The following is an 18,393-nucleotide window of genomic DNA, read 5'->3' on the forward strand; positions in this document are numbered from 1 at the left end:
TTTTAGGTAATTGTCCCTTTTATAACCAGCCCCTAAAGTGACATCCAAGCCGACAACAACGCCGCTGAAGGCAAGGTCGACTAACCCCTTACCCATTCGAAGTATCGACATCAAAAGGAACGTGCCATGTCTATTCGTGAACTGCTCAACCCAACCAACTCCGCCCTGATCCTGATCGACCACCAGCCGCAAATGGCTTTCGGCGTGCAGTCCATCGACCGCCAGACCCTGAAGAACAACACCGTGGGCCTGGCCAAGGCGGCGAAGATCTTCAACGTACCGACTATCTACACCTCGGTCGAAACCGAAAGCTTCAGCGGTTACATCTGGCCCGAATTGCTGGCGGTGCACCCGGATCAACAGCCGATCGAGCGCACTTCGATGAACTCCTGGGAAGACAAGGCATTGGTCGACGCGGTGAAAGCCACCGGTCGCAAGAAGCTGATCATTGCTGCGCTGTGGACCGAGGTCTGCCTGACTTTCCCGGCACTGGAAGCCCTGGCCGAAGGCTACGAGGTGTACATCGTCACCGACGCCTCCGGCGGCACCAGCAAGGAAGCCCACGACATGTCGGTGCAACGGATGATTCAGGCCGGCGCGGTGCCGGTGACCTGGCAACAAGTGTTGCTCGAATACCAGCGTGACTGGGCGCAAAAGGATACTTACGAGGCGGTGATGGAACTGGTGCTGGAACACGGCGGCGCGTACGGCATGGGCGTGGATTACGCCTACACCATGGTGCACAAGGCACCGCAGCGGCAGGTGAAGTAATCCATAAATACATCAGTAACGATGCGGTTCATGTGGGAGCGGGCTTGCTCGCGAAAACGGAGTGTCAGTCGACATCAATGTTGAATGACCCACCGCATTCGCGAGCAAGCCCGCTCCCACATTTGTTTTTTGGTGTTACACCCTGCGTTTTTCGGCTTCGGGAATATGGCTCGCGCCCAGTACCGCCGGCAGCAGGCCGGCGCGTAAATCCGATCCGCTCGGCTGCTGATAAAGACTCAACCCAAACTCCGGCAGCACCGCCAGCAGGTAGTCGAAAATATCCCCCTGGATCCGCTCGTAATCGGCCCACGCCGTGGTGCCGGTGAAGCAGTAGATTTCCAGCGGAATACCCTGGGCCGTGGTCTGCATCTGGCGCACCATGCAGGTCATGTTCGGCTGGATCCCCGGGTGACACTTCAGGTAGGCCAGCGCATAGGCGCGGAAAGTGCCGATGTTGGTCATCCGCCGACGGTTGGCCGACATGGCCGCGACGTTGCCCTGGGCTTCGTTCCAGGCCTTGAGTTCAGCCTGTTTGCGGGTCATGTAGTCGGTGAGCAAGTGCACTTGGGACAGCTTCTGCTCTTCGTCGTCACGCAGGAAGCGTACGCCGCTGGCGTCGATGAACAGGCTGCGTTTGATCCGGCGGCCACCGGAAGCCTGCATGCCGCGCCAGTTCTTGAACGACTCGGACATCAGGCGCCAGGTCGGGATCGAGACGATGGTCTTGTCAAAATTCTGCACCTTGACCGTGTGCAAGGTGATGTCCACCACATCGCCGTCGGCTCCAACCTGTGGCATCTCGATCCAGTCGCCGACCCGCAGCATGTCGTTGCTGGTCAACTGCACGCTGGCGACGAACGACAGCAGCGTGTCCTTGTAGACCAACAGAATCACCGCCGACATGGCACCCAGGCCCGACAGCAGCAACAGCGGCGAGCGGTCGATCAGCGTGGCGACGATGATGATCGCGCCAAATATGTACAACACCATTTTCGCCAGTTGCACATAGCCCTTGATCGAGCGGGTGCGGGCGTGCTCGGTGCGGGCGTAGATGTCCAGCAGCGCGTTGAGCAGGGCACTGACCGCCAGCAGCAGAAACAGGAAGGTGAAGGACAGGGCGACGTTGCCGAGGAAATTCAGGCTGGTTTTGCTCAGGTCCGGCACCAGATTGAGACAGAACTGGAGCACCAGCGAAGGCGTGATCTGCGCCAGGCGATGGAACACCTTGTTCTGCAGAAAATCATTGACCCAGTGCAAGGCCGGCTGGCGGCCGAGCATTTTTGCCGCGTGCAGAATGAGGTAACGCGCCACCCGTCCGAGGAACAGCGCAATTGCCAACAGCAGCAACAGCGACAGGCTGGAGTGCACGAGCGGGTGCTGGTCGAGGGCACCCCAAAGGTCCAGGACATTGGTCCAGAGCTGTTTGATATCCATGGTCGAAAACGATTCTTCTGTAAGGCGCGAGAGGGGATTAGAGCATTTAAGACGCTTTGTATTACGTTTCGGGAAAAATCAGGCAACAACAAACCAACTGTTTACCGCCATTTGTATAAAGAAACTCGGCCTGAGCGCTCGAAACCGTTACCCTATGCAGCTGTTTTTTTGCATTTCTTCGAGGTAGCACCCGTGTTTTCCCAATTCGCCCTGCACGAACGCCTGCTCAAAGCCGTGGCCGAGCTGAAATTTGTCGAGCCAACGCCTGTGCAAGCCGCGGCCATCCCGCTGGCGCTCCAGGGGCGTGACCTGCGGGTGACGGCGCAAACCGGTAGCGGCAAAACCGCTGCATTCGTTTTGCCCATCCTCAACCGTCTGATCGGCCCGGCGAAAATCCGTGTCAGCATCAAGACCCTGATCCTGCTGCCGACCCGCGAACTGGCCCAGCAGACCTTGAAAGAAGTTGAACGCTTCTCGCAGTTCACCTTCATCAAGTCCGGCCTGATCACCGGCGGTGAAGACTTCAAGGTCCAGGCCGCGATGCTGCGCAAGGTGCCGGACATCCTGATCGGTACGCCGGGCCGGATGATTGAGCAGTTGAACGCCGGCAACCTCGACTTGAAAGAAGTTGAAGTACTGGTGCTCGACGAAGCCGACCGCATGCTCGACATGGGCTTCGCCGATGACGTTCAGCGTCTGGTGGACGAGTGCACCAACCGTCAGCAGACCATGCTGTTCTCCGCCACCACCGGTGGTTCGGGCCTGCGCGAGATGATCGCCAAAGTCCTGAACAACCCTGAGCACTTGCAGCTCAACGCGGTCAGCCAGCTGAACGAAACCACCCGTCAGCAAATCATCACCGCTGACCACAACCAGCACAAAGAACAGATCGTCAACTGGCTGCTGGCCAACGAGACCTACCAGAAGGCCATCGTCTTCACCAACACCCGGGCCATGGCCGACCGTATCTACGGCCGCCTGGTGGCGCAGGAATACAAGGCGTTCGTGCTGCACGGCGAGAAAGACCAGAAGGATCGCAAACTGGCGATCGACCGCCTGAAGCAGGGCGGCGTGAAAATCCTCGTGGCCACCGACGTCGCCGCTCGCGGTCTGGACGTGGACGGCCTGGACCTGGTGATCAACTTCGACATGCCGCGCAGCGGCGACGAATACGTGCACCGCATCGGTCGTACCGGCCGCGCCGGTAACGACGGCCTGGCCATCTCGCTGATCTGCCACGGCGACTGGAACCTGATGTCGAGCATCGAGCGCTACCTCAAGCAGAGCTTCGAGCGCCGTACCATCAAGGAAGTCAAAGGCACCTACGGCGGACCGAAAAAGGTCAAGGCCTCGGGCAAGGCCGTCGGCGTGAAGAAGAAAAAGACCGACGCCAAGGGCGACAAGAAGAAAACCGCCGCCAAGACCCCGACCAAGCGCAAGAGCGCCAACCGGCCGAAGAGCGACTCCCTGGTCAGCAAGGACGGCATGGCCCCGCTCAAGCGCCGCAAGCCGGAAGCGCCAGCGGCTGAGTAAGTCGTTGTAGACGGCCTGTGAAAAACCCGGACAGTGTCCGGGTTTTTTTTGCCTGGCGTTTATCAGCCTTCGGCTTTCTTCTCGGCGGACTCCAATTCCTTCAAACGCTGGTCAATCAACTGACACTTGTCCGGAAGGTCTTTGGAGGCAGTGCCCAGATCCATTTTCTGCAACTCATCATTCATCTCCTTGGCCTTGGTCGGGTTTTGCTCGGTGAGCCTGGCCACTTCCCGGGCCAGTTGTTCGCGCTTGGCGGTGGCTTCATCGAGGGTGCAGGCCCAGGCGGGCAGGGCGCAGGTGAGGGCAGCGGCGAGAGTGAGCTTCTTCAGCAGTGGTTTCATGGGGGCGGGCCTCAGCTTCGGTCAAGGCGGGTTAACCGGTTGAGCGCTGGCCCCAGAGGAAAGTTCAGTCTGTAATTGTCAGGGCTCCGTCGCGGGCAAGCCCACAGGTTTTGTGAACAACACAGAAACTGTGGGAGCGTGGCTTGCCCGCGAAGGCCGCGCCTCGCTGTCTGGGGCTAACCACCATGACAGCAGCTCGACTTCTCCTGTTTCTCATATTTGTCATGATGTCGCACCCACTCCATGATTTCTTCTTCGTTGCGCCCCTTGGGCGTCAGGTCGAGGTAGTTGTAGGCGCCGACCAGCATGTCCAGGCCCCGGGCATAGGTGGAGTAGGTATGGAAAATTTCGCCGGCGTCATTGCGATAAAACACGCTGAGACCGGGGAGTTCTTCCTCGGAACCGTCGGTTTTTTCGTAGTTGTACGTAGCCTTTCCGGCGGCGACGTCTTCAGCTCGGGCGGTGACGCCAAAGTCGTAGTTGAAATCGCATCCTTCTGACGACACCCAGTCGAATTTCCAGCCCATGCGCCGCTTGAACGCCTGGAATTCGGCGATCGGTGCGTGGGAAACCGCCACCACGGCCACGTCATGGTGGGCAAGGTGTTGGTTGGCGCCGTCGATGTGATCGCTCAGGTACGAGCAACCGGGGCAGCCCTCGTCCCAGCCCTCGGCGAACATGAAGTGGTAGATGACCAACTGGCTGCGCCCCCCGAACAGATCCGCCAGTTTCAGTTCGCCGTTGGGCCCCTGGAAGTGGTAGTCCTTGTCGATTTTCACCCAGGGCAAGGCGCGGCGTTCGGCACTGAGCCTGTCCCTTTCCCTGGTGAAGGCTTTTTCGTGGGCCAGGTGCTGTTTGCGGGCGGCGAGCCATTCTTCCCGCGATACGACGGGATGATTCTGAATATTCATGTTGTTTTCTCCTGCGTGGGGCGGGGAGGTGACTTACACAGCCTAGTCGTTTGGCTTGCATTGATTTCGACATGCCGCCGGTCGGTCGTCTGCAAACGCCCGGCTGAACGGCGGCCGGGTGTACCGGTCACAACCTGTAAGGCCCGTTCAATTGCACGGGCATCAATCGAACGGGTACCGGAGGTTGAATCAGGATGACGACTTACAACTGGGACTTGATTGAGCGCTTGCTGCATGAAGTGCAAAACAGTGCGGGCCACAGCTTCACGCCGCGGCCGTACGCCGAACAGCATGCCGCGCAGAAGGCCGCGGAAGGCGAGCCGATTGAAAATCTTGATCACTTGAAAACGGTGGCTGGAGAGTACGAAAAGCTACTGCTGGTGCGTGGCTATATCGAGCCGCGACCGGAGGACGAGGGTGGCACGGGCGCCAATTATATTTTGACGGCGCGGGGTTCGCGTTTGTTGAGCCTGATCGACAGCAGTATTCCCGGCAATGATCACCCGCGGCAGGTGCTGGACGAGCAGGAGGATGCGCTGGATGAGATGACGTTTGATGAGGTGGCGTCGAAGGCGCAGATTGCCTGAGGTTCTCATGCAATCCTGTGGAAACACTCTGTGGGAGCGAGCTTGCTCGCGATTGCGATGTCACATTCAGTATTGATATTGACTGACACACCGCAATCGCGAGCAGGCTCGCTCCCACATTGGTCTTGCGTTGTCCTCAGCCTTGTTTCGCCGCTTTCAGGCACTTCAAGTCGCTGAAGTCCTTCCTCACACCTTCAATTTTCTTCAGTAATCGTGCTCGTTGGTTCGGCGTGCTGTCAGCCATCAGATCCACGAACAGCGCACGTGCCTGGGCCTCGGTGTTGGCAAAGGCCTGACGATAGGCGGGCGTCCACAAGCTCTCGCGATTGACCAGAAGTGTCTCGATGCGTTGTGGGAACTGCGGACTCTGGCGTTGCGCAACAGCCGCGCTGAACTGCTTTTGCCAATGGACCCGGTTGGCAAGCCACTGGGTGTTCTGCTCGCCCAAGGCGCTAGACCATGTGGCTACCCGCTGTCGCTGGGTGGTGCTCAGTGGCCCGAGCCAGTCGTTCAGACGCTTCTCCATGCGCGCACCGCGTTCTTTGATCTGCTGGTCGAGGGAAGGTTTGAGGTATTGCTCCTGGCGTTTGCGCTGGTCCTTGGCAAAAGCGTCGTTCATTTCGGCGACTTGCTTGTCATCCAGCCTTTGCAGCAACTCGATGGCCGACGGGGTGATTTCCCGCGCGGTCTCGGCGATCGCTTGTTCGGCTTCGTGGGCGCGGGCCTGCAAGGCGGCGTCGGTGACCTGGTTGGTGGCGATCATGGTTTGCAGGCGGTCCAGCCAGTCGAGGTAGCCGGGCAGTTGGGTGGTGCAGTGCCAGCTCAGGTGTTCCTTCAGGCGTTCGTTCAGCCAGCTTTTTTGCTCGCCGTTCATGTCCAGGTAGTCGCTGAGTGTCCACGGGATGATCACATCGAGATTGCGGTAGGCCAGGCCCACGCGGCTGCACGCGCCGAGTGCGAGGGAAACGCTCAGCACAACGACGATATGTTTGAACCAGCGGGACATGGGCGAATCCTTGCGAAAGCCAGTCTTCGGGGTCTGATTCTCATGTGAACCCGGGAGGAGCCCGGCAGTTCAAGCCGATCAATAGAACGCGTGTTCGGCCTTGAGCGTCACCAGCCCGTCGCATTGGTTGTTGTGCCCGGCATAGGCCGAGCAACCGCTGCCGCTCAGGCTGGAGTCACTGTAGATCAGGTCGAGGTCGATGCCCATGAACGGGCGGGACAATTTCAGCGACCAATCGGTAAAACTGCCTACATACCCGCCATCCACCGCCACTGGCGTATTGAATTGGTGAGTGGTGTATTTCAGGCTGACACCGACACCGAACGGTTGATTGCCGCTCAAGTCAGCGAACAGGGTGTTGTTCTGTTTGTCCGGGTCATTGCTGAAGGCGATGCCGAAACGGCTGCCGAGCAAGGTCAGGCCGCCGAACAGTTCCTGGCTGTCAGGGGTGGTGACTTCGGGGTAGCTATAGCGGATCAGGCCCACTTCGTAGCCGAGGGTCTGGTCGAAGGGTTGTTTAAAACCCATGTAGGAGTCGATCTCGAGGTCTTTCCCCGGGCTGATGCCCATGCTGGGCGACCATTGGCCCACGTAGAAACCGCTGTCGTGGCTCAGGTCCAGGCCACCGTGGAACGAGCCGACGGCCGAGGGTTTGACCAGGCCCTGGGCCATGCTGCGGGTGGGGGTGGTGCCGAGCTTGAGGTCGAAGGCACCCAGCTCACGCTGAAAGATTTGTGCGTGGGCTACGGAGCAGGCCAGCAGGCTGGCGAGCAATGCCGATAGATGGAAAGGTTTGAACATGCGTCACTCCATGAACAGCGAGGACAGGCTGGCGGGCCCGCTGAAACGCTTGATCCAGACGTGTGCAAGGATACCGGCGAATGATCGGCAATGAAGGCCGTTCGTCGATTTTCAGAGGATTTGATGGCGTGGCGCAGGGGAGTATCGAGGGTTCCAGTCCAAGCGCTTCGAAGCTCAAAGCGCTTTGGGACCAGGTGACGCGAGGGGATTACTTTTTGCCCAGAGTGATCTGCTTGGACGGGCCGAACGTCTGGCCGCTGACGCCTTTGGCAATTTGCTGGATTTCACCGCCGGACTTGAGGAACGCAGCGATCTGGCTGTTGATCGATTCGCTGGTTTCGACGGCTGGAGCTGGCTTTGCTTTGCTGGTGGATGCTTTTACGCGCATGGCGGCCATTAACCTGTAGAAAATTAACTTGGCCAGGCATCGTACAGGAATTACCTGATAATTGCTTGGCAAATATCCCCTCGGCATATTCGTGATGGCGGGGTAATTAGTCACCGGCGAATATTCGAAATATGCACCTAAGCCGCTGTTTTAACTAAGAACATTGCCTGGAAAAATACCGCGTCATGCTTGCCTGGGCATGGCGTAAATGCCCGGAGCGGCCTGACGAGCGGCCGGGCGCGGGATGAAAACCCGGGAAAATTAAGGGTTTCAGAGGATTTTCTCGCGCCATCGGGCCGGCTGCCGAACGCGGCGCTTAAAACCGGGTAGAATGCCGCCCACGCAATGAGGGTATTGGAAATGGCTTTAGTCGGGCGTTACAACAGTTTGCAAGTGGTTAAACACACTAACTTCGGTTTATATCTGGACGGTGGCGCGGATGGCGAAATCCTTCTGCCTAATCGTTATATTCCAAAAGATATTCCTACCGAAGATGAAGACTGGCTCAACGTTTTTATTTATCTGGACAGCGATGACAAACTCATCGCAACTACTGAAAAACCGAAAGTTCAAGTCGGTGAATTCGCCAGTTTGAAAGTTGTTGAAGTCAACAGCATCGGCGTATTCCTGGACTGGGGGTTGCCGAAAGACCTGTTGCTGCCGTTCTCCGAAGAGAAGCGCCAGATGACGGCGGGCGAGTATGTGGTGGTGCACGTCTACCTGGACAAGCACACCCGTCGCATCACCGCGACCGCGCGCCTGGACCGCTACCTGGACAAGACCCCGGCCAACTACACCGCAGGCCAGGAAGTGGATCTGCTGGTGGCCGAAGCCACGGACATGGGCTTCAAGGCCATCATCAACAACAAGCATTGGGGCCTGATCCACAAGAACGAAATCTTCAAGTTCATGCGCGCCGGTAAAGAAGAAAAGGGCTTTATCAAGGAAGTTCGCGCCGACGGCAAGATCAGCCTGAGCCTGCAACCGGTCGGCCAGGAAGCGGCCACCAGCCTGAACTCGAAGATCCTCGCCAAGTTGCGCGAAAACAACGGCAGCCTGGCGGTGAGCGACAAGAGCGATCCGGCGTTGATCAGCAGCCTGTTCGGTGTCAGCAAGGGCAACTTCAAGAAGGCCATCGGTGCGTTGTACAAGAATGGCCAGATTGTCATTCATGCCGATCGCATCGAACTCAGTTGATGCGCTGACAATACAGGGAGCCAGGATGGCGCAAGCAGAGAAGTAGAGGTCTCTGGCGGGCGGCATTTTCTGGCTTTCTGGTTAATAATCGACAACATGATTTTTCACCCCGGTGATTTCTTTTCAACGAGAAGGCCGGGGTTTTGCTTTTTTTCTGCCGAGTCTTTGTCATGGATTGTGTCTTCGAGGTGTTCCGGTGAGCGCCACCCGGCGCAGCGCCGACGGGTTTGCCCTGCAAGTGATGGTCGGGTTGTGCCTGGTCTGGGGCGTGCAGCAGGTGATGATCAAGTGGGCGGCGGCCGATATTGCGCCGGTGATGCAGGCGGCCGGACGTTCCGGTATGTCGGCGTTGCTGGTCGGGCTGCTGATCTGCTGGAAGGGCGGCTGGAACCAGGTGGGTGCGACCTGGCGCGGCGGTCTGCTGGCCGGTGCCCTGTTCGGCCTGGAATTCTTCTTCATTTCCGAAGGCCTGCAACTGACCACGGCGGCGCACATGTCGGTGTTCCTCTATACGGCGCCGATCTTCACCGCATTGGGGGTGCACTGGTTGCTGCCCAGTGAGCGATTGCGGCCGTTGCAATGGCTGGGGATTGTCCTGGCCTTTATCGGGATTGCCATTGCATTTGCCGGCGGGGTGTCCTGGGACAACCTTGATTACCGCATGTTGATGGGCGATGCCCTGGGTGTGCTGGCGGGTGCCGCTTGGGGCGCGACCACGGTGGTGGTGCGCGCCTCGCGCCTGTCGGAAGCGCCGGTGACCCTGACGCTGTTCTATCAGTTGATTGTCGGCTTCTTCGGCCTGTTGTTGATTGCGCTGCTCAGCGGCCAGATCAGCCATGTCAGCCTGACCAGCGTGGCGGTGGCCAGTGTGCTGTTTCAGGGCGTGGTCGTGTCGTTCTTCAGTTACCTGATCTGGTTCTGGCTGCTGCGCCGTTACCTGGCGGCCAACCTCGCGGTGTTTTCGTTCATGACGCCATTGTTTGGCGTCACCTTCGGTGTGGTGCTGCTCGGCGAGGAACTGAGCCTGAACTTCGTCATCGGTGCCGTGCTGGTATTGGCGGGCATCACCTTTGTCAGCGCCGAGCAGTGGTTGCGCCGTCGTTTGCGCAAAGCCCTCGGGCAGCACTGACCGGCGCGAGCAACAGGCCGCCAGCGATCAACAAGCCGCAGCCGGCGACCACCAGTGCCGGCTGCAAACCGCCACTGAAATGACTGCTCAGCGCCGCCAGCAATGGCCCGCTGAGCTGGCCCACGGCAAAGCAGGCTGTCAGCAGGCCGGCATTGCGCTGGGTAGTGTGGGGCGCCAGTTCCCGGGAGCGTTGCATCACCAGTTGCATGCAGGCCAGGAACGGCGTGCCGCACAGGATCACGCCCAATGCCAGACCTGGACCGTTGCCCAGCAGGCAGGCGAACACACCAGCGGCTTGCAGCCATAACGTCGCCATCAACCAGTGACCCGTGGCACCGGGTTTTTGCCGCCGCAGACTCACCAGCACCACGCCGGTTGCCGCCGCCAGGCCAAAGCACGGCCAGAACAGGTCGGCCTGCCATTGGCCATGGAATTGCGCGTTGGCCATTTGCGACAAAAAGGTCGCCGGAATGATGTAGCCCAATCCGTACAAGGCATAGATCCAGCCCAGTCGACCGATGCCTTGATTGCCCGAGGCGCTGGCGCTGGGTGCAGCCGTCGCGGTGACACCCGGTTGTGGCAGGAACGGCAGGGTCCCCAGCAGCATCGCCAGCCCTGCGGCGGCGTACACCAGCCACAAGGTGGCGGAAGTCTGGCCCAGCATATTCGAGCCCAGGGCCAACAGACCTGTCAGAAAAATCCCCAAACCCGGTCCGGCGAAGACCAGGGCACCGAGCCGAGGACGACCGGCTGCTGCCGCGAGTGGCTGGCTCAGGGCGGTAATCATCACCAGCACCCAGGCGCTGGCCACGCCGGTGCCGAATCGCAGCAGCAGGTGCGACCAGAAACCATTGGCCCAGAACGACGCCAGGGTCAGCAGCACGCAGAGCCACAATCCACCGAGCAAGCGCCGGCGCACTTGCGCGGGACGCCGGGAAAACATCGCGTCCACCGCGCCGATGAAATACCCGAGGTAGTTGGCGGCGGCAATCAGCCCGGCGGCGGTCAGGTCGATCTGGCCTTCGCTGAGCAGGTGCGGCAGTTGCGGTGTCAGGGCAAAACGGCCGATGCCCATGGCCATCATCAGGGCAACGAAACTGGCAGATAAGCGGATCAGGGGAGACATGGTCTGGATTCCGTCTGGAGGATCAATGACCGTCAGGCTAGGACTGATTGACTTTCTTTAAAAATGAATAATAGTGAGTAACTTGTTCTTTTTCGGAGAATATCGTGGAGTTCAGCCAATTGCGCATCTTCCAGGCGGTGGCGGAGGAGGGGTCCATAACCCGTGCCGCCGAACGTCTGCATCGAGTGCCCTCGAACCTGTCGACCCGGCTCAAACAGCTGGAAGAGCAACTGGGCGTCGAACTGTTCCTGCGCGAACGTCAGCGCTTGCAGTTGTCGCCTGCGGGAAAAGTCCTGCTGGACTACACCGCCAAACTGTTTGCTTTGCACGATGAAGCCAGCGCGGCAGTGCAGGGCGGGCAACCGGCGGGCGACTTTGTGCTCGGCACCATGTACAGCACGGCGGCGATTCACCTTCCGGGGCTGTTGGCGCACTACCACCGTTTGTATCCGACGGTGAACCTGCAAGTGCAATCCGGCCCCAGCGGTGAATTGCTCGAAGGCCTGCTCACCGGTCGGCTCGATGCGGCGCTGGTGGATGGCCCCCTGGAACTGGCCGGGCTCGACGGGGTGCCCTTGTGCGACGAGCGCCTGGTGCTGATTAGCGAGGCCGACCATCCACCCGTGCGCAGCGCGCTGGATGTGCAAGGTCGCTCGGTGTTCACCTTTCGCCAGGGCTGCTCCTACCGCATGCGACTGGAAGCCTGGTTCGCCCATAACCACGCGGCCATGGGCCGGGCGATGGAGATCGAGTCCTATCCGGGGATGCTGGCATGTGTGATTGCCGGTTCAGGTGTGGCGCTGATGTCGGAGTCGATGCTCGCCAGTCTGCCGGGTCGTGAGAGTGTGGCCGTGCATCCGTTGGCCGAGCCGTTCGCCAGTGCTACCACCTGGCTGATGTGGCGCAAGGGCATGGTCGGGGCCAACCTGAATGCCTGGATCGAGCAGCAACAGGTGGTTTTTCCACCGGCACGGGTGCGGGCACGGGAAATTGCCTGAACACAGGCTGATTGTGATGGATTCAGTAACAGATCATTGTGACTTTGCGCGAGCATTGCGTAGGACTTCGGACTATTATCTGTACGAAGGGGCTACAGAACTTTGGCCGCTCGGCACTACCCTGAAGGGGGCACCATGAAAGAGAAAATCCAAAACTGGCTGCATGACCTGGGCGTGGCTCTCGGTTTGATCGAACCGCCTCTGCAACCTGTGCCTGTTCGTACTGACGACGAACAGCGTCGGCGCCAGCAGCGACGCCGGTAATGGCAGATATCATCTGACAGGTGAAAGGTTTCCCGTGGCGAGGGAGCAAGCTCCCTTGCCGCTTCGTGTACGTTTGATCAACAGCCTTAGTACCGCCCGATCTCCAGCAAGAACCGGCTCAAATCATTCGCCGTCCTGGCGGTCTTGAGCATCCGGTCTTCCTCCGCGGTAAACGCCGTGACATCCAGTTCATCTTCCAGATGGAAGATCAGCTCTTCGATATCTTTTTTATCCAATCCCAACTGCGCCAGGCTGGCGTTGTCGTCGAAGTCATCCCGACCTTCCAGCAGGCGGCTGATGTAGCGATGTACGACAGCACGAAGGGCGGCTTCTTTCATGATCGTTCTTCGAGGAGGTGGGGGGTAGTTCTCTCTGCCGGTGCAGATCCTGCCGTTGAGTACAGCAGGCTTTAGCCGTGTGAGCGCTGCCACTCGTCAATCATGTTGCGCAAGTGCTCCCCGGAAAAACTGCCGAAATGCCCGCCATGCACCGTGCGGATCGACAGCTCACGCAAGCGTTGCAGGCTGCGGGCGTAGTCATCGAGGTTGGAGTGGTAGGCGTTTTCGATCAGCGGGCCGTCGTAGATGATGTCGCCGCTGAACAAGGTCTCGGTGGCGGCTTCGTACAGGCAGATGCCGCCCGGTGAGTGTCCCGGTGTGTGCACGACCTGCAACACCCGATTGCCCAGGTCCAGCACATCTCCGTCTTCGACAAACCCCGTGGCCGGTGCGGCCTTGACCCGGTATTCGGCGTAGCACAGCGGGCAATCGGGGTGCGCCTCGAACATGTCGTCGCCGACGAAGGCTTTGCTCAGGTCATTGTTGCCATCGGGTGCGGCGAGAATGTCCGCCTCGGCCGGGTGCACCAGCCGTTCAGCAAATTCGTGATGGCCGGCGATGTGATCGAAATGGCAGTGGCTGGCCACGGCCACCAGCGGCCGTTCGGTGATCCACGGCAGCTGTTCGCGCAGGCTGACCAGGCCCGAGCCGCTGTCCAGCAGCAGGTCTTTGTCGCGGCCCTGGATGTGCCAGAGGTTGCAGCGGTAGAAGGGGCGGATGTACGGCTCGTGAATCAGGCGGATGCCGTCACTGAGTGGTTTCACCTCGAACCACTGGTTGCGAGAAACAATCTTCATGAAATGTTTTCTCCAGACGAAAAAAAACGAGTGTGGCAACCGACGCCACACTCGTCGAAGAAAGCATCAAGTCGTTATGTTCAGCTTAGGCCGCGCTGGCCACAGTCACCGGGCGACGGGACAGCAGGCTGACCAGCACGAAGCTCACCAGGCTTACACCGAGGCTGAAGTAGATCGGCGAGTTGGCATCCATTCCGTCCTTGAACATGAATATCAGGGCGGTAATAAAGCCCAATGCCATGGCGGCGATTGCACCGGCCGTGGTGGCGCGTTTCCAGAAGATCGCACCCATCAGCGGGATCAGCATGCCTCCTACCAGCAGGTTGTAGGCCAGGGTCAGCGCGCTGATGACGTCATTCACCACCAATGCGATGCCCAGCACGACAATGCCGGTCAGCAGGGTGAACAAGCGGTTGGTAGCAATGTTCGACTCTTTACCACCGCGCAGCTTTGGCAGCAGGTCTTCGGTCAAGGTGGTGGACGCAGCCAGCAAGCCGGCGCTGGCGGTGGACATCATGGCCGCCAGGGCCGCAGCGATCACCAGGCCACGGATGCCGTCCGGCAGCGAGACTTTGACGATAGCGGCGAAGGCGTTGTTGACGTTGTCCAGGTCCGGGATCAGCACGTGTGCAGCCATACCGATCAGTGCGCAAACCAGGCCGTAGATGATGCAGTAGATGCCTGCCGAAGTACCGGCGTACTTCGCCACTTTTTCGCTCTTGGCGGTGAACACCCGTTGCCAGATGTCCTGACCGATCAGGATGCCGAAGAAGTAGATCATGAAGTAGGTGATGATGGTGTCCCAGCCAATGCTGGTGAAGCTGAAGCTTGCAGCCGGCAGTTGGGCAACCAGTTGATCCCAGCCACCAACACGGAACAGGCAGATCGGCAGAAGCAGGAACATCAGGCCGACGGTCTGGATACCGAACTGCACAATATCGGTCAGGGTCAACGACCACATGCCGCCGATGGTCGAGTAGATTACGACGATACCGCCACCCACCAGTACAGAGACCCAGAATGGCAGGTCGAACAGTACTTGCAGTACGGTGCCAATGGCCAGGATTGAAACCACGCCGATCATCAGGGCGTAGGCCAGCATGATAGTCGCGCTGGCGGTGCGGGCCATTGGGTTATAGCGTTTTTCCAGCACCTGGGTGACGGTGAACACTTTCAGTTTCAGCAAAGGTTTGGCGAGGAACAGGTTCAGCGCGATGATCCCGCAACCCAGTGCGGCGCAGAGCCAGAAACCGGAGATGCCGTGCACGTAGCCCAGACGCACGGTGCCCACGGTGGACGCACCGCCGAGGACGGTGGCGGCCATAGTGCCCATGTACAGGCTCGGGCCGAGGTTACGACCGGCGACCAGGTAGTCCTCGTGGGTCTTGGCCTTGCGCATGCCGTAGTAGCCGAGTATCAGCATCGCGGCGGCGTAGATGAGTACGACGAATAAATCCAAAGCCATTATGACGTGTCTCCGATTGTCTTTTTTATGTGAGGCTGAAAATCAATCCCTTGTGGGAGCGGGCTTGCTCGCGAAAGCGATCGGTCAGTCACATTAATGTTGAATGTGCCGCCTTCTTCGCGAGCAAGCCCGCTCCCACAGGGGGAACGCGTTGAATCAGGCGGCTTGACGCATCGCCGGTTTAGCGAGCGAATCCGTGCTCTTGCTGCGAGGGTCGTTCGGACCGAACACTGCACTCGATTCCGGGAACAGGCCCAGCAGTGCCAGGTACACCAGCGAGGCCAGGCCCAGGGTCACCGGCAGGCTGATGTCGATACCACCGGCCATTTCGCCCAGCGGCCCGACAAACTGACCCGGCAGGTTCACGAAGCACAGGCCGACGGCCGCGCTCGGGATCCAGGCACCCAGGCCACGCCAGTTCCAGCCGTGGGTGAACCAGTAGCGGCCACCTTTCTCGCCGCGGGTGAATACTTGCAGGTCATCCGGGCAGTAGAAGCCGCGACGCACCAGCAGGCCGATGATCATGATCACCATCCACGGGGTGGTGCAGGTGATGATCAGCACCGCGAAGGTCGACACGCTCTGCACCAGGTTGGCCGCGAAGCGCCCGATGAAGATGAAGGCAATCGACATCACACCGATCAGCAGCGTGGCCTTGACCCGCGACAGCACCCGAGGGAACACGCTGGACATGTCCAGGCCGGTGCCGTAGAGCGAGGTGGTGCCGGTGGACATGCCGCCGATGACCGCGATCAGGCACACCGGCAGGAAGAACCAGCTCGGCGATACCGCCAGCAGGCCGCCGACATAGTTGTTGGCTGCGATGTAGTCCGGTGCCTTGACCGCAACGATGGTGGCGGTGACGAGGCCGAACAGGAACGGAATCAGCGTGGCGAGTTGCGCGGCGATCACCGACGCCATGATCCGGCCTTTGGGCGTATCACGCGGGATGTAGCGCGACCAGTCACCGAGGAACGCACCGAAGGAGATCGGGTTGCTCATGGCGACCAATGCTGCCCCGATGAACGCAGCCCAGAAACCGGCCTGGCCCATGGCGACGGTGCCGGCGTACTGGCTGTCGAATGCAGGGGCGAAAGCGAAAACCCCCAGCAGGAACAGCAGACTGGCCGCCCACACCGCAATGCGGTTGACCCACAGCATGAAGCGGAAGCCATAGATGCACACGGTCAATACCAGCAGCGCGAACAGACCGTAGGCCAGGCCCAGGGTCAGATCGGTTTCCGGCAGATCGATCAGGCGTTTGGCACCGCCCACCAACGCATCGCCCGAACTCCAGACGGAGAGCGAGAAGAACGCGATAGCGGTCAACAGCGACAGGAACGAACCGACGATTCGCCCGTGCACGCCGAAGTGCGCACCGGAAGAAACGGCGTTGTTGGTGCCGTTGATAGGTCCGAACAGGCCCATCGGCGCCAGGATCAGCGAGCCGAGTACCACGCCCAGCACAATCGCCCAGACGCCAGCCTGAAAGGACAGGCCGAACAGCACCGGGAAACTGCCGAGCACGGCGGTGGCAAAGGTGTTGGCGCCGCCGAAGATCAGGCGAAACAGATCGCTGGGCTTGGCGTCACGCTCATTGTCCGGGATCTGTTCGACCCCGTTTGTTTCGATGCTGCTAAGGCTTTTTTCATTGTTTTTGTTATTCATGATCAGCTCCGATCATAAAGGCGCGCTCATCGTGTGTGAGCGTCACCTGTGTTGGCTAAGGGGATGGCAGCCCTTCCGGCATCGCGGACAAATGTTCGTGGCAGGCCAGCCATAGGCCTTGTTGTTCTTGGCCAGACGCTTGTTTCTTGAAAACAATCGTCTCGCGCTCCTGGCTGAAGTGTTGCTCCCCTTGCATGCGCAACTCGGTGGCTACGTCATGGATGAAAATCGCCACGTCACCCTGCAGGCTGACGAAAGCGTTGCTTGAGGTGCACGAGAGCACCTCGAAGCCATCCTCGCAGCGCCAGCCGTCCCACATCGCCTGATAGGCGTCGCGCGACAGCAGGGGCTGTTCGAGGGTGTAGAAGACGAAACTAGCGTCGGCGCTGAACGCGCTGAAGTAGGCTTCGCGATCGTTACGGGCGAACGCCGACACCAGATCGGCGGCGGCTTTCAAGACCTGATCATGTTCGTTCATGACCGATCCTCAGCGGTGGACTACGCCAGGCAGTACGCAGAGCATTTCGTACAGCAGGTTGGCGGCCAGCAGCGAGGTGTTGCCGGTGGTGTCGTAAGCGGGCGAGACTTCTACCAGATCGCAACCGACCAGGTCGAGGCCTTGGCAGCCACGAACGATCTCGATCGCCTGAATGGTCGTCAGACCGCCGATTTCCGGGGTGCCGGTGCCAGGTGCCCAGGCCGGGTCGATACCGTCGATGTCGAAGCTCAGGTATACCGGGCCGCCGCCGACCTTCTCGCGGACTTCAGCCATCAAAGGCTCTAGTGACTTGTGCCAGCACTCTTCGGCCTGAACCACACGGAAGCCCTGGTTGCGGCTCCAGTTGAAGTCGTCAGCGGTGTAGCCCTGGGCACGCAGGCCGATCTGCACGACACGGTCCGGGTCCAGCAGGCCTTCTTCAACGGCGCGGCGGAAGGTGGTGCCGTGGGCGATCTTCTCGCCGAACATGTGATCGTTCACATCGGCGTGGGCGTCGATGTGCACCAGACCGACCTTGCCGTGCTTTTTATGGATGGCACGCAGGATCGGCAGGGTGATGGTGTGGTCGCCGCCCAGGGTCAGGGGGATCACATCGTGTTCGAGGATGTTGTCGTAGGACTCTTCGATGATCCGCACGGCATCCAGCAGGTTGAAGGTGTTGATCGCGATGTCGCCGATGTCGGCAACCGACAGCGAGTCGAACGGCGCAGCGCCGGTCGCCATGTTGTACGGGCGGATCATCACCGATTCCGCGCGGATTTCGCGAGGTCCGAAACGGGTGCCGGGACGCAGGGAAGTACCGATGTCCAGCGGCACGCCTACGAAGGCAGCGTCCAGGCCGGCAGCGGTATTCAAATGGGGGAGTCGCATCATGGTGGCGATGCCGCCGAAGCGCGGCATTTCGTTGCCGCCCAGTGGTTGGTGAAGAATCTTGTCCACGGGTAGGGCCTCATCGTCGTTGTTTTATTTATTGGATTGCGCCGTTCACGGGAGTACGGGCGAACCTTGTGGCGCCGATTCTGCGAAATGTAGTGGCCGGGAAGAATCGCTACGGGCAAATACTTAGTTCAGATTTTTCTAAACTAATGACTGGGACAGCGATAGACTTCGCTCCATGCGCAGAACCACTGATGCCTTTCA

At 59.7% G+C, this 18,393-nt stretch carries 20 protein-coding genes and 1 pseudogene; 8 read left to right on the forward strand and 13 right to left on the reverse strand.

What is annotated here, in order from left to right; translation table 11 throughout:
• Window positions 1–126 precede the first annotated feature (126 nt).
• Both WHX55_RS07015 and WHX55_RS07020 read left to right on the forward strand, forming a co-directional pair.
• Window positions 127–771 carry a hydrolase gene (locus WHX55_RS07015; protein WP_353742286.1) on the forward strand — a complete coding sequence of 215 codons (645 nt, stop codon included), beginning with the start codon at window positions 127–129 and terminating at the stop codon, window positions 769–771.
• Window positions 771–890, forward strand: a pseudogene (locus WHX55_RS07020) (metal ABC transporter ATP-binding protein); the annotation flags it as partial. The gene WHX55_RS07015 and the pseudogene WHX55_RS07020, both read left to right, overlap by 1 nt.
• A gap of 16 nt (window positions 891–906) precedes the next feature.
• Here WHX55_RS07020 and WHX55_RS07025 read toward each other — a convergent pair.
• Entirely contained in the window at window positions 907–2,205 is a 1,299-nt protein-coding gene (locus WHX55_RS07025; RefSeq protein WP_353742287.1) for a mechanosensitive ion channel family protein, read from the reverse strand.
• 192 nt (window positions 2,206–2,397) lie between these two features.
• Here WHX55_RS07025 and WHX55_RS07030 point away from each other — a divergent pair, with 192 nt between their 5' ends.
• Window positions 2,398–3,738, forward strand: coding sequence for a DEAD/DEAH box helicase (locus tag WHX55_RS07030; protein ID WP_046043701.1), 1,341 nt, complete (start codon window positions 2,398–2,400; stop codon window positions 3,736–3,738).
• 62 nt (window positions 3,739–3,800) lie between these two features.
• On the opposite strand, the gene WHX55_RS07035 is transcribed toward WHX55_RS07030, so the two are convergent.
• Window positions 3,801–4,079 (reverse strand): hypothetical protein, encoded by a 279-nt coding sequence (locus WHX55_RS07035; protein WP_353742288.1) that lies wholly within the window; start codon window positions 4,077–4,079, stop codon window positions 3,801–3,803.
• A 176-nt stretch (window positions 4,080–4,255) separates the two neighbouring features.
• Window positions 4,256–4,990, reverse strand: coding sequence for a thioredoxin family protein (locus tag WHX55_RS07040; RefSeq protein WP_353742289.1), 735 nt, complete (start codon window positions 4,988–4,990; stop codon window positions 4,256–4,258).
• Window positions 4,991–5,184: 194 nt separating this feature from the next.
• Between WHX55_RS07040 and WHX55_RS07045 the strand changes: the two genes are divergently transcribed.
• Window positions 5,185–5,577 carry a transcriptional regulator gene (locus tag WHX55_RS07045; RefSeq protein ID WP_353742290.1) on the forward strand — a complete coding sequence of 131 codons (393 nt, stop codon included), beginning with the start codon at window positions 5,185–5,187 and terminating at the stop codon, window positions 5,575–5,577.
• Between the two features lie 136 nt (window positions 5,578–5,713).
• Here WHX55_RS07045 and WHX55_RS07050 read toward each other — a convergent pair whose 3' ends face one another.
• The 3 genes from WHX55_RS07050 to WHX55_RS07060 form a co-directional block, all read right to left on the reverse strand.
• The gene (locus tag WHX55_RS07050; protein ID WP_353742291.1) at window positions 5,714–6,583 is read right to left on the reverse strand and encodes a DUF6279 family lipoprotein; all 870 of its coding nucleotides are present in this window, start codon (window positions 6,581–6,583) and stop codon (window positions 5,714–5,716) included.
• 78 nt (window positions 6,584–6,661) lie between these two features.
• The gene (locus WHX55_RS07055) at window positions 6,662–7,384 is read right to left on the reverse strand and encodes a TorF family putative porin (RefSeq protein WP_150724387.1); all 723 of its coding nucleotides are present in this window, start codon (window positions 7,382–7,384) and stop codon (window positions 6,662–6,664) included.
• A 208-nt stretch (window positions 7,385–7,592) separates the two neighbouring features.
• Window positions 7,593–7,781 carry a hypothetical protein gene (locus WHX55_RS07060; protein WP_015096330.1) on the reverse strand — a complete coding sequence of 63 codons (189 nt, stop codon included), beginning with the start codon at window positions 7,779–7,781 and terminating at the stop codon, window positions 7,593–7,595.
• A gap of 351 nt (window positions 7,782–8,132) precedes the next feature.
• On the opposite strand from WHX55_RS07060, the gene WHX55_RS07065 reads away from it, so the two are divergent.
• Entirely contained in the window at window positions 8,133–8,969 is an 837-nt protein-coding gene (locus WHX55_RS07065; RefSeq protein ID WP_056721413.1) for a S1-like domain-containing RNA-binding protein, read from the forward strand.
• A gap of 196 nt (window positions 8,970–9,165) precedes the next feature.
• The gene (locus WHX55_RS07070; protein ID WP_150724388.1) at window positions 9,166–10,098 is read left to right on the forward strand and encodes a DMT family transporter; all 933 of its coding nucleotides are present in this window, start codon (window positions 9,166–9,168) and stop codon (window positions 10,096–10,098) included.
• On the opposite strand, the gene WHX55_RS07075 is transcribed toward WHX55_RS07070, so the two are convergent.
• Window positions 10,043–11,224, reverse strand: a complete 1,182-nt coding sequence (locus WHX55_RS07075) for an MFS transporter (RefSeq protein WP_353742292.1) — start codon at window positions 11,222–11,224, stop codon at window positions 10,043–10,045. The genes WHX55_RS07070 and WHX55_RS07075 overlap by 56 nt on opposite strands.
• A gap of 104 nt (window positions 11,225–11,328) precedes the next feature.
• On the opposite strand from WHX55_RS07075, the gene WHX55_RS07080 reads away from it, so the two are divergent.
• Window positions 11,329–12,222, forward strand: a complete 894-nt coding sequence (locus WHX55_RS07080; protein WP_353742293.1) for a LysR substrate-binding domain-containing protein — start codon at window positions 11,329–11,331, stop codon at window positions 12,220–12,222.
• A gap of 135 nt (window positions 12,223–12,357) precedes the next feature.
• On the forward strand, window positions 12,358–12,486 hold the full coding sequence (locus WHX55_RS07085) for a PA1414 family protein (protein ID WP_007972508.1): 129 nt from the start codon (window positions 12,358–12,360) through the stop codon (window positions 12,484–12,486).
• An 86-nt stretch (window positions 12,487–12,572) separates the two neighbouring features.
• Here the strand turns inward: WHX55_RS07085 and WHX55_RS07090 are convergent, their stop codons facing one another.
• The 6 genes from WHX55_RS07090 to speB form a co-directional block, all read right to left on the reverse strand.
• A complete protein-coding gene (locus tag WHX55_RS07090; protein WP_150724391.1) occupies window positions 12,573–12,824 on the reverse strand; it encodes an acyl carrier protein in 252 nt (83 codons plus the stop codon).
• Window positions 12,825–12,895: 71 nt separating this feature from the next.
• Window positions 12,896–13,621, reverse strand: a complete 726-nt coding sequence (locus tag WHX55_RS07095) for an MBL fold metallo-hydrolase (protein ID WP_353742294.1) — start codon at window positions 13,619–13,621, stop codon at window positions 12,896–12,898.
• Between the two features lie 85 nt (window positions 13,622–13,706).
• Window positions 13,707–15,086 (reverse strand): sodium:solute symporter, encoded by a 1,380-nt coding sequence (locus WHX55_RS07100; RefSeq protein WP_353742295.1) that lies wholly within the window; start codon window positions 15,084–15,086, stop codon window positions 13,707–13,709.
• Window positions 15,087–15,242: 156 nt separating this feature from the next.
• The gene (locus tag WHX55_RS07105; RefSeq protein WP_353742296.1) at window positions 15,243–16,754 is read right to left on the reverse strand and encodes a cytosine permease; all 1,512 of its coding nucleotides are present in this window, start codon (window positions 16,752–16,754) and stop codon (window positions 15,243–15,245) included.
• A 55-nt stretch (window positions 16,755–16,809) separates the two neighbouring features.
• Window positions 16,810–17,232: a nuclear transport factor 2 family protein gene (locus WHX55_RS07110; RefSeq protein ID WP_353742297.1), complete on the reverse strand. Its 423-nt coding sequence runs from the start codon at window positions 17,230–17,232 to the stop codon at window positions 16,810–16,812.
• Between the two features lie 9 nt (window positions 17,233–17,241).
• Window positions 17,242–18,192: an agmatinase gene (speB, locus tag WHX55_RS07115; protein WP_007984912.1), complete on the reverse strand. Its 951-nt coding sequence runs from the start codon at window positions 18,190–18,192 to the stop codon at window positions 17,242–17,244.
• Window positions 18,193–18,393 lie beyond the last annotated feature (201 nt).

It is taken from the genome of Pseudomonas fluorescens (genome assembly GCF_040448305.1).
Lineage (GTDB): Bacteria > Pseudomonadota > Gammaproteobacteria > Pseudomonadales > Pseudomonadaceae > Aquipseudomonas > Aquipseudomonas fluorescens_BH.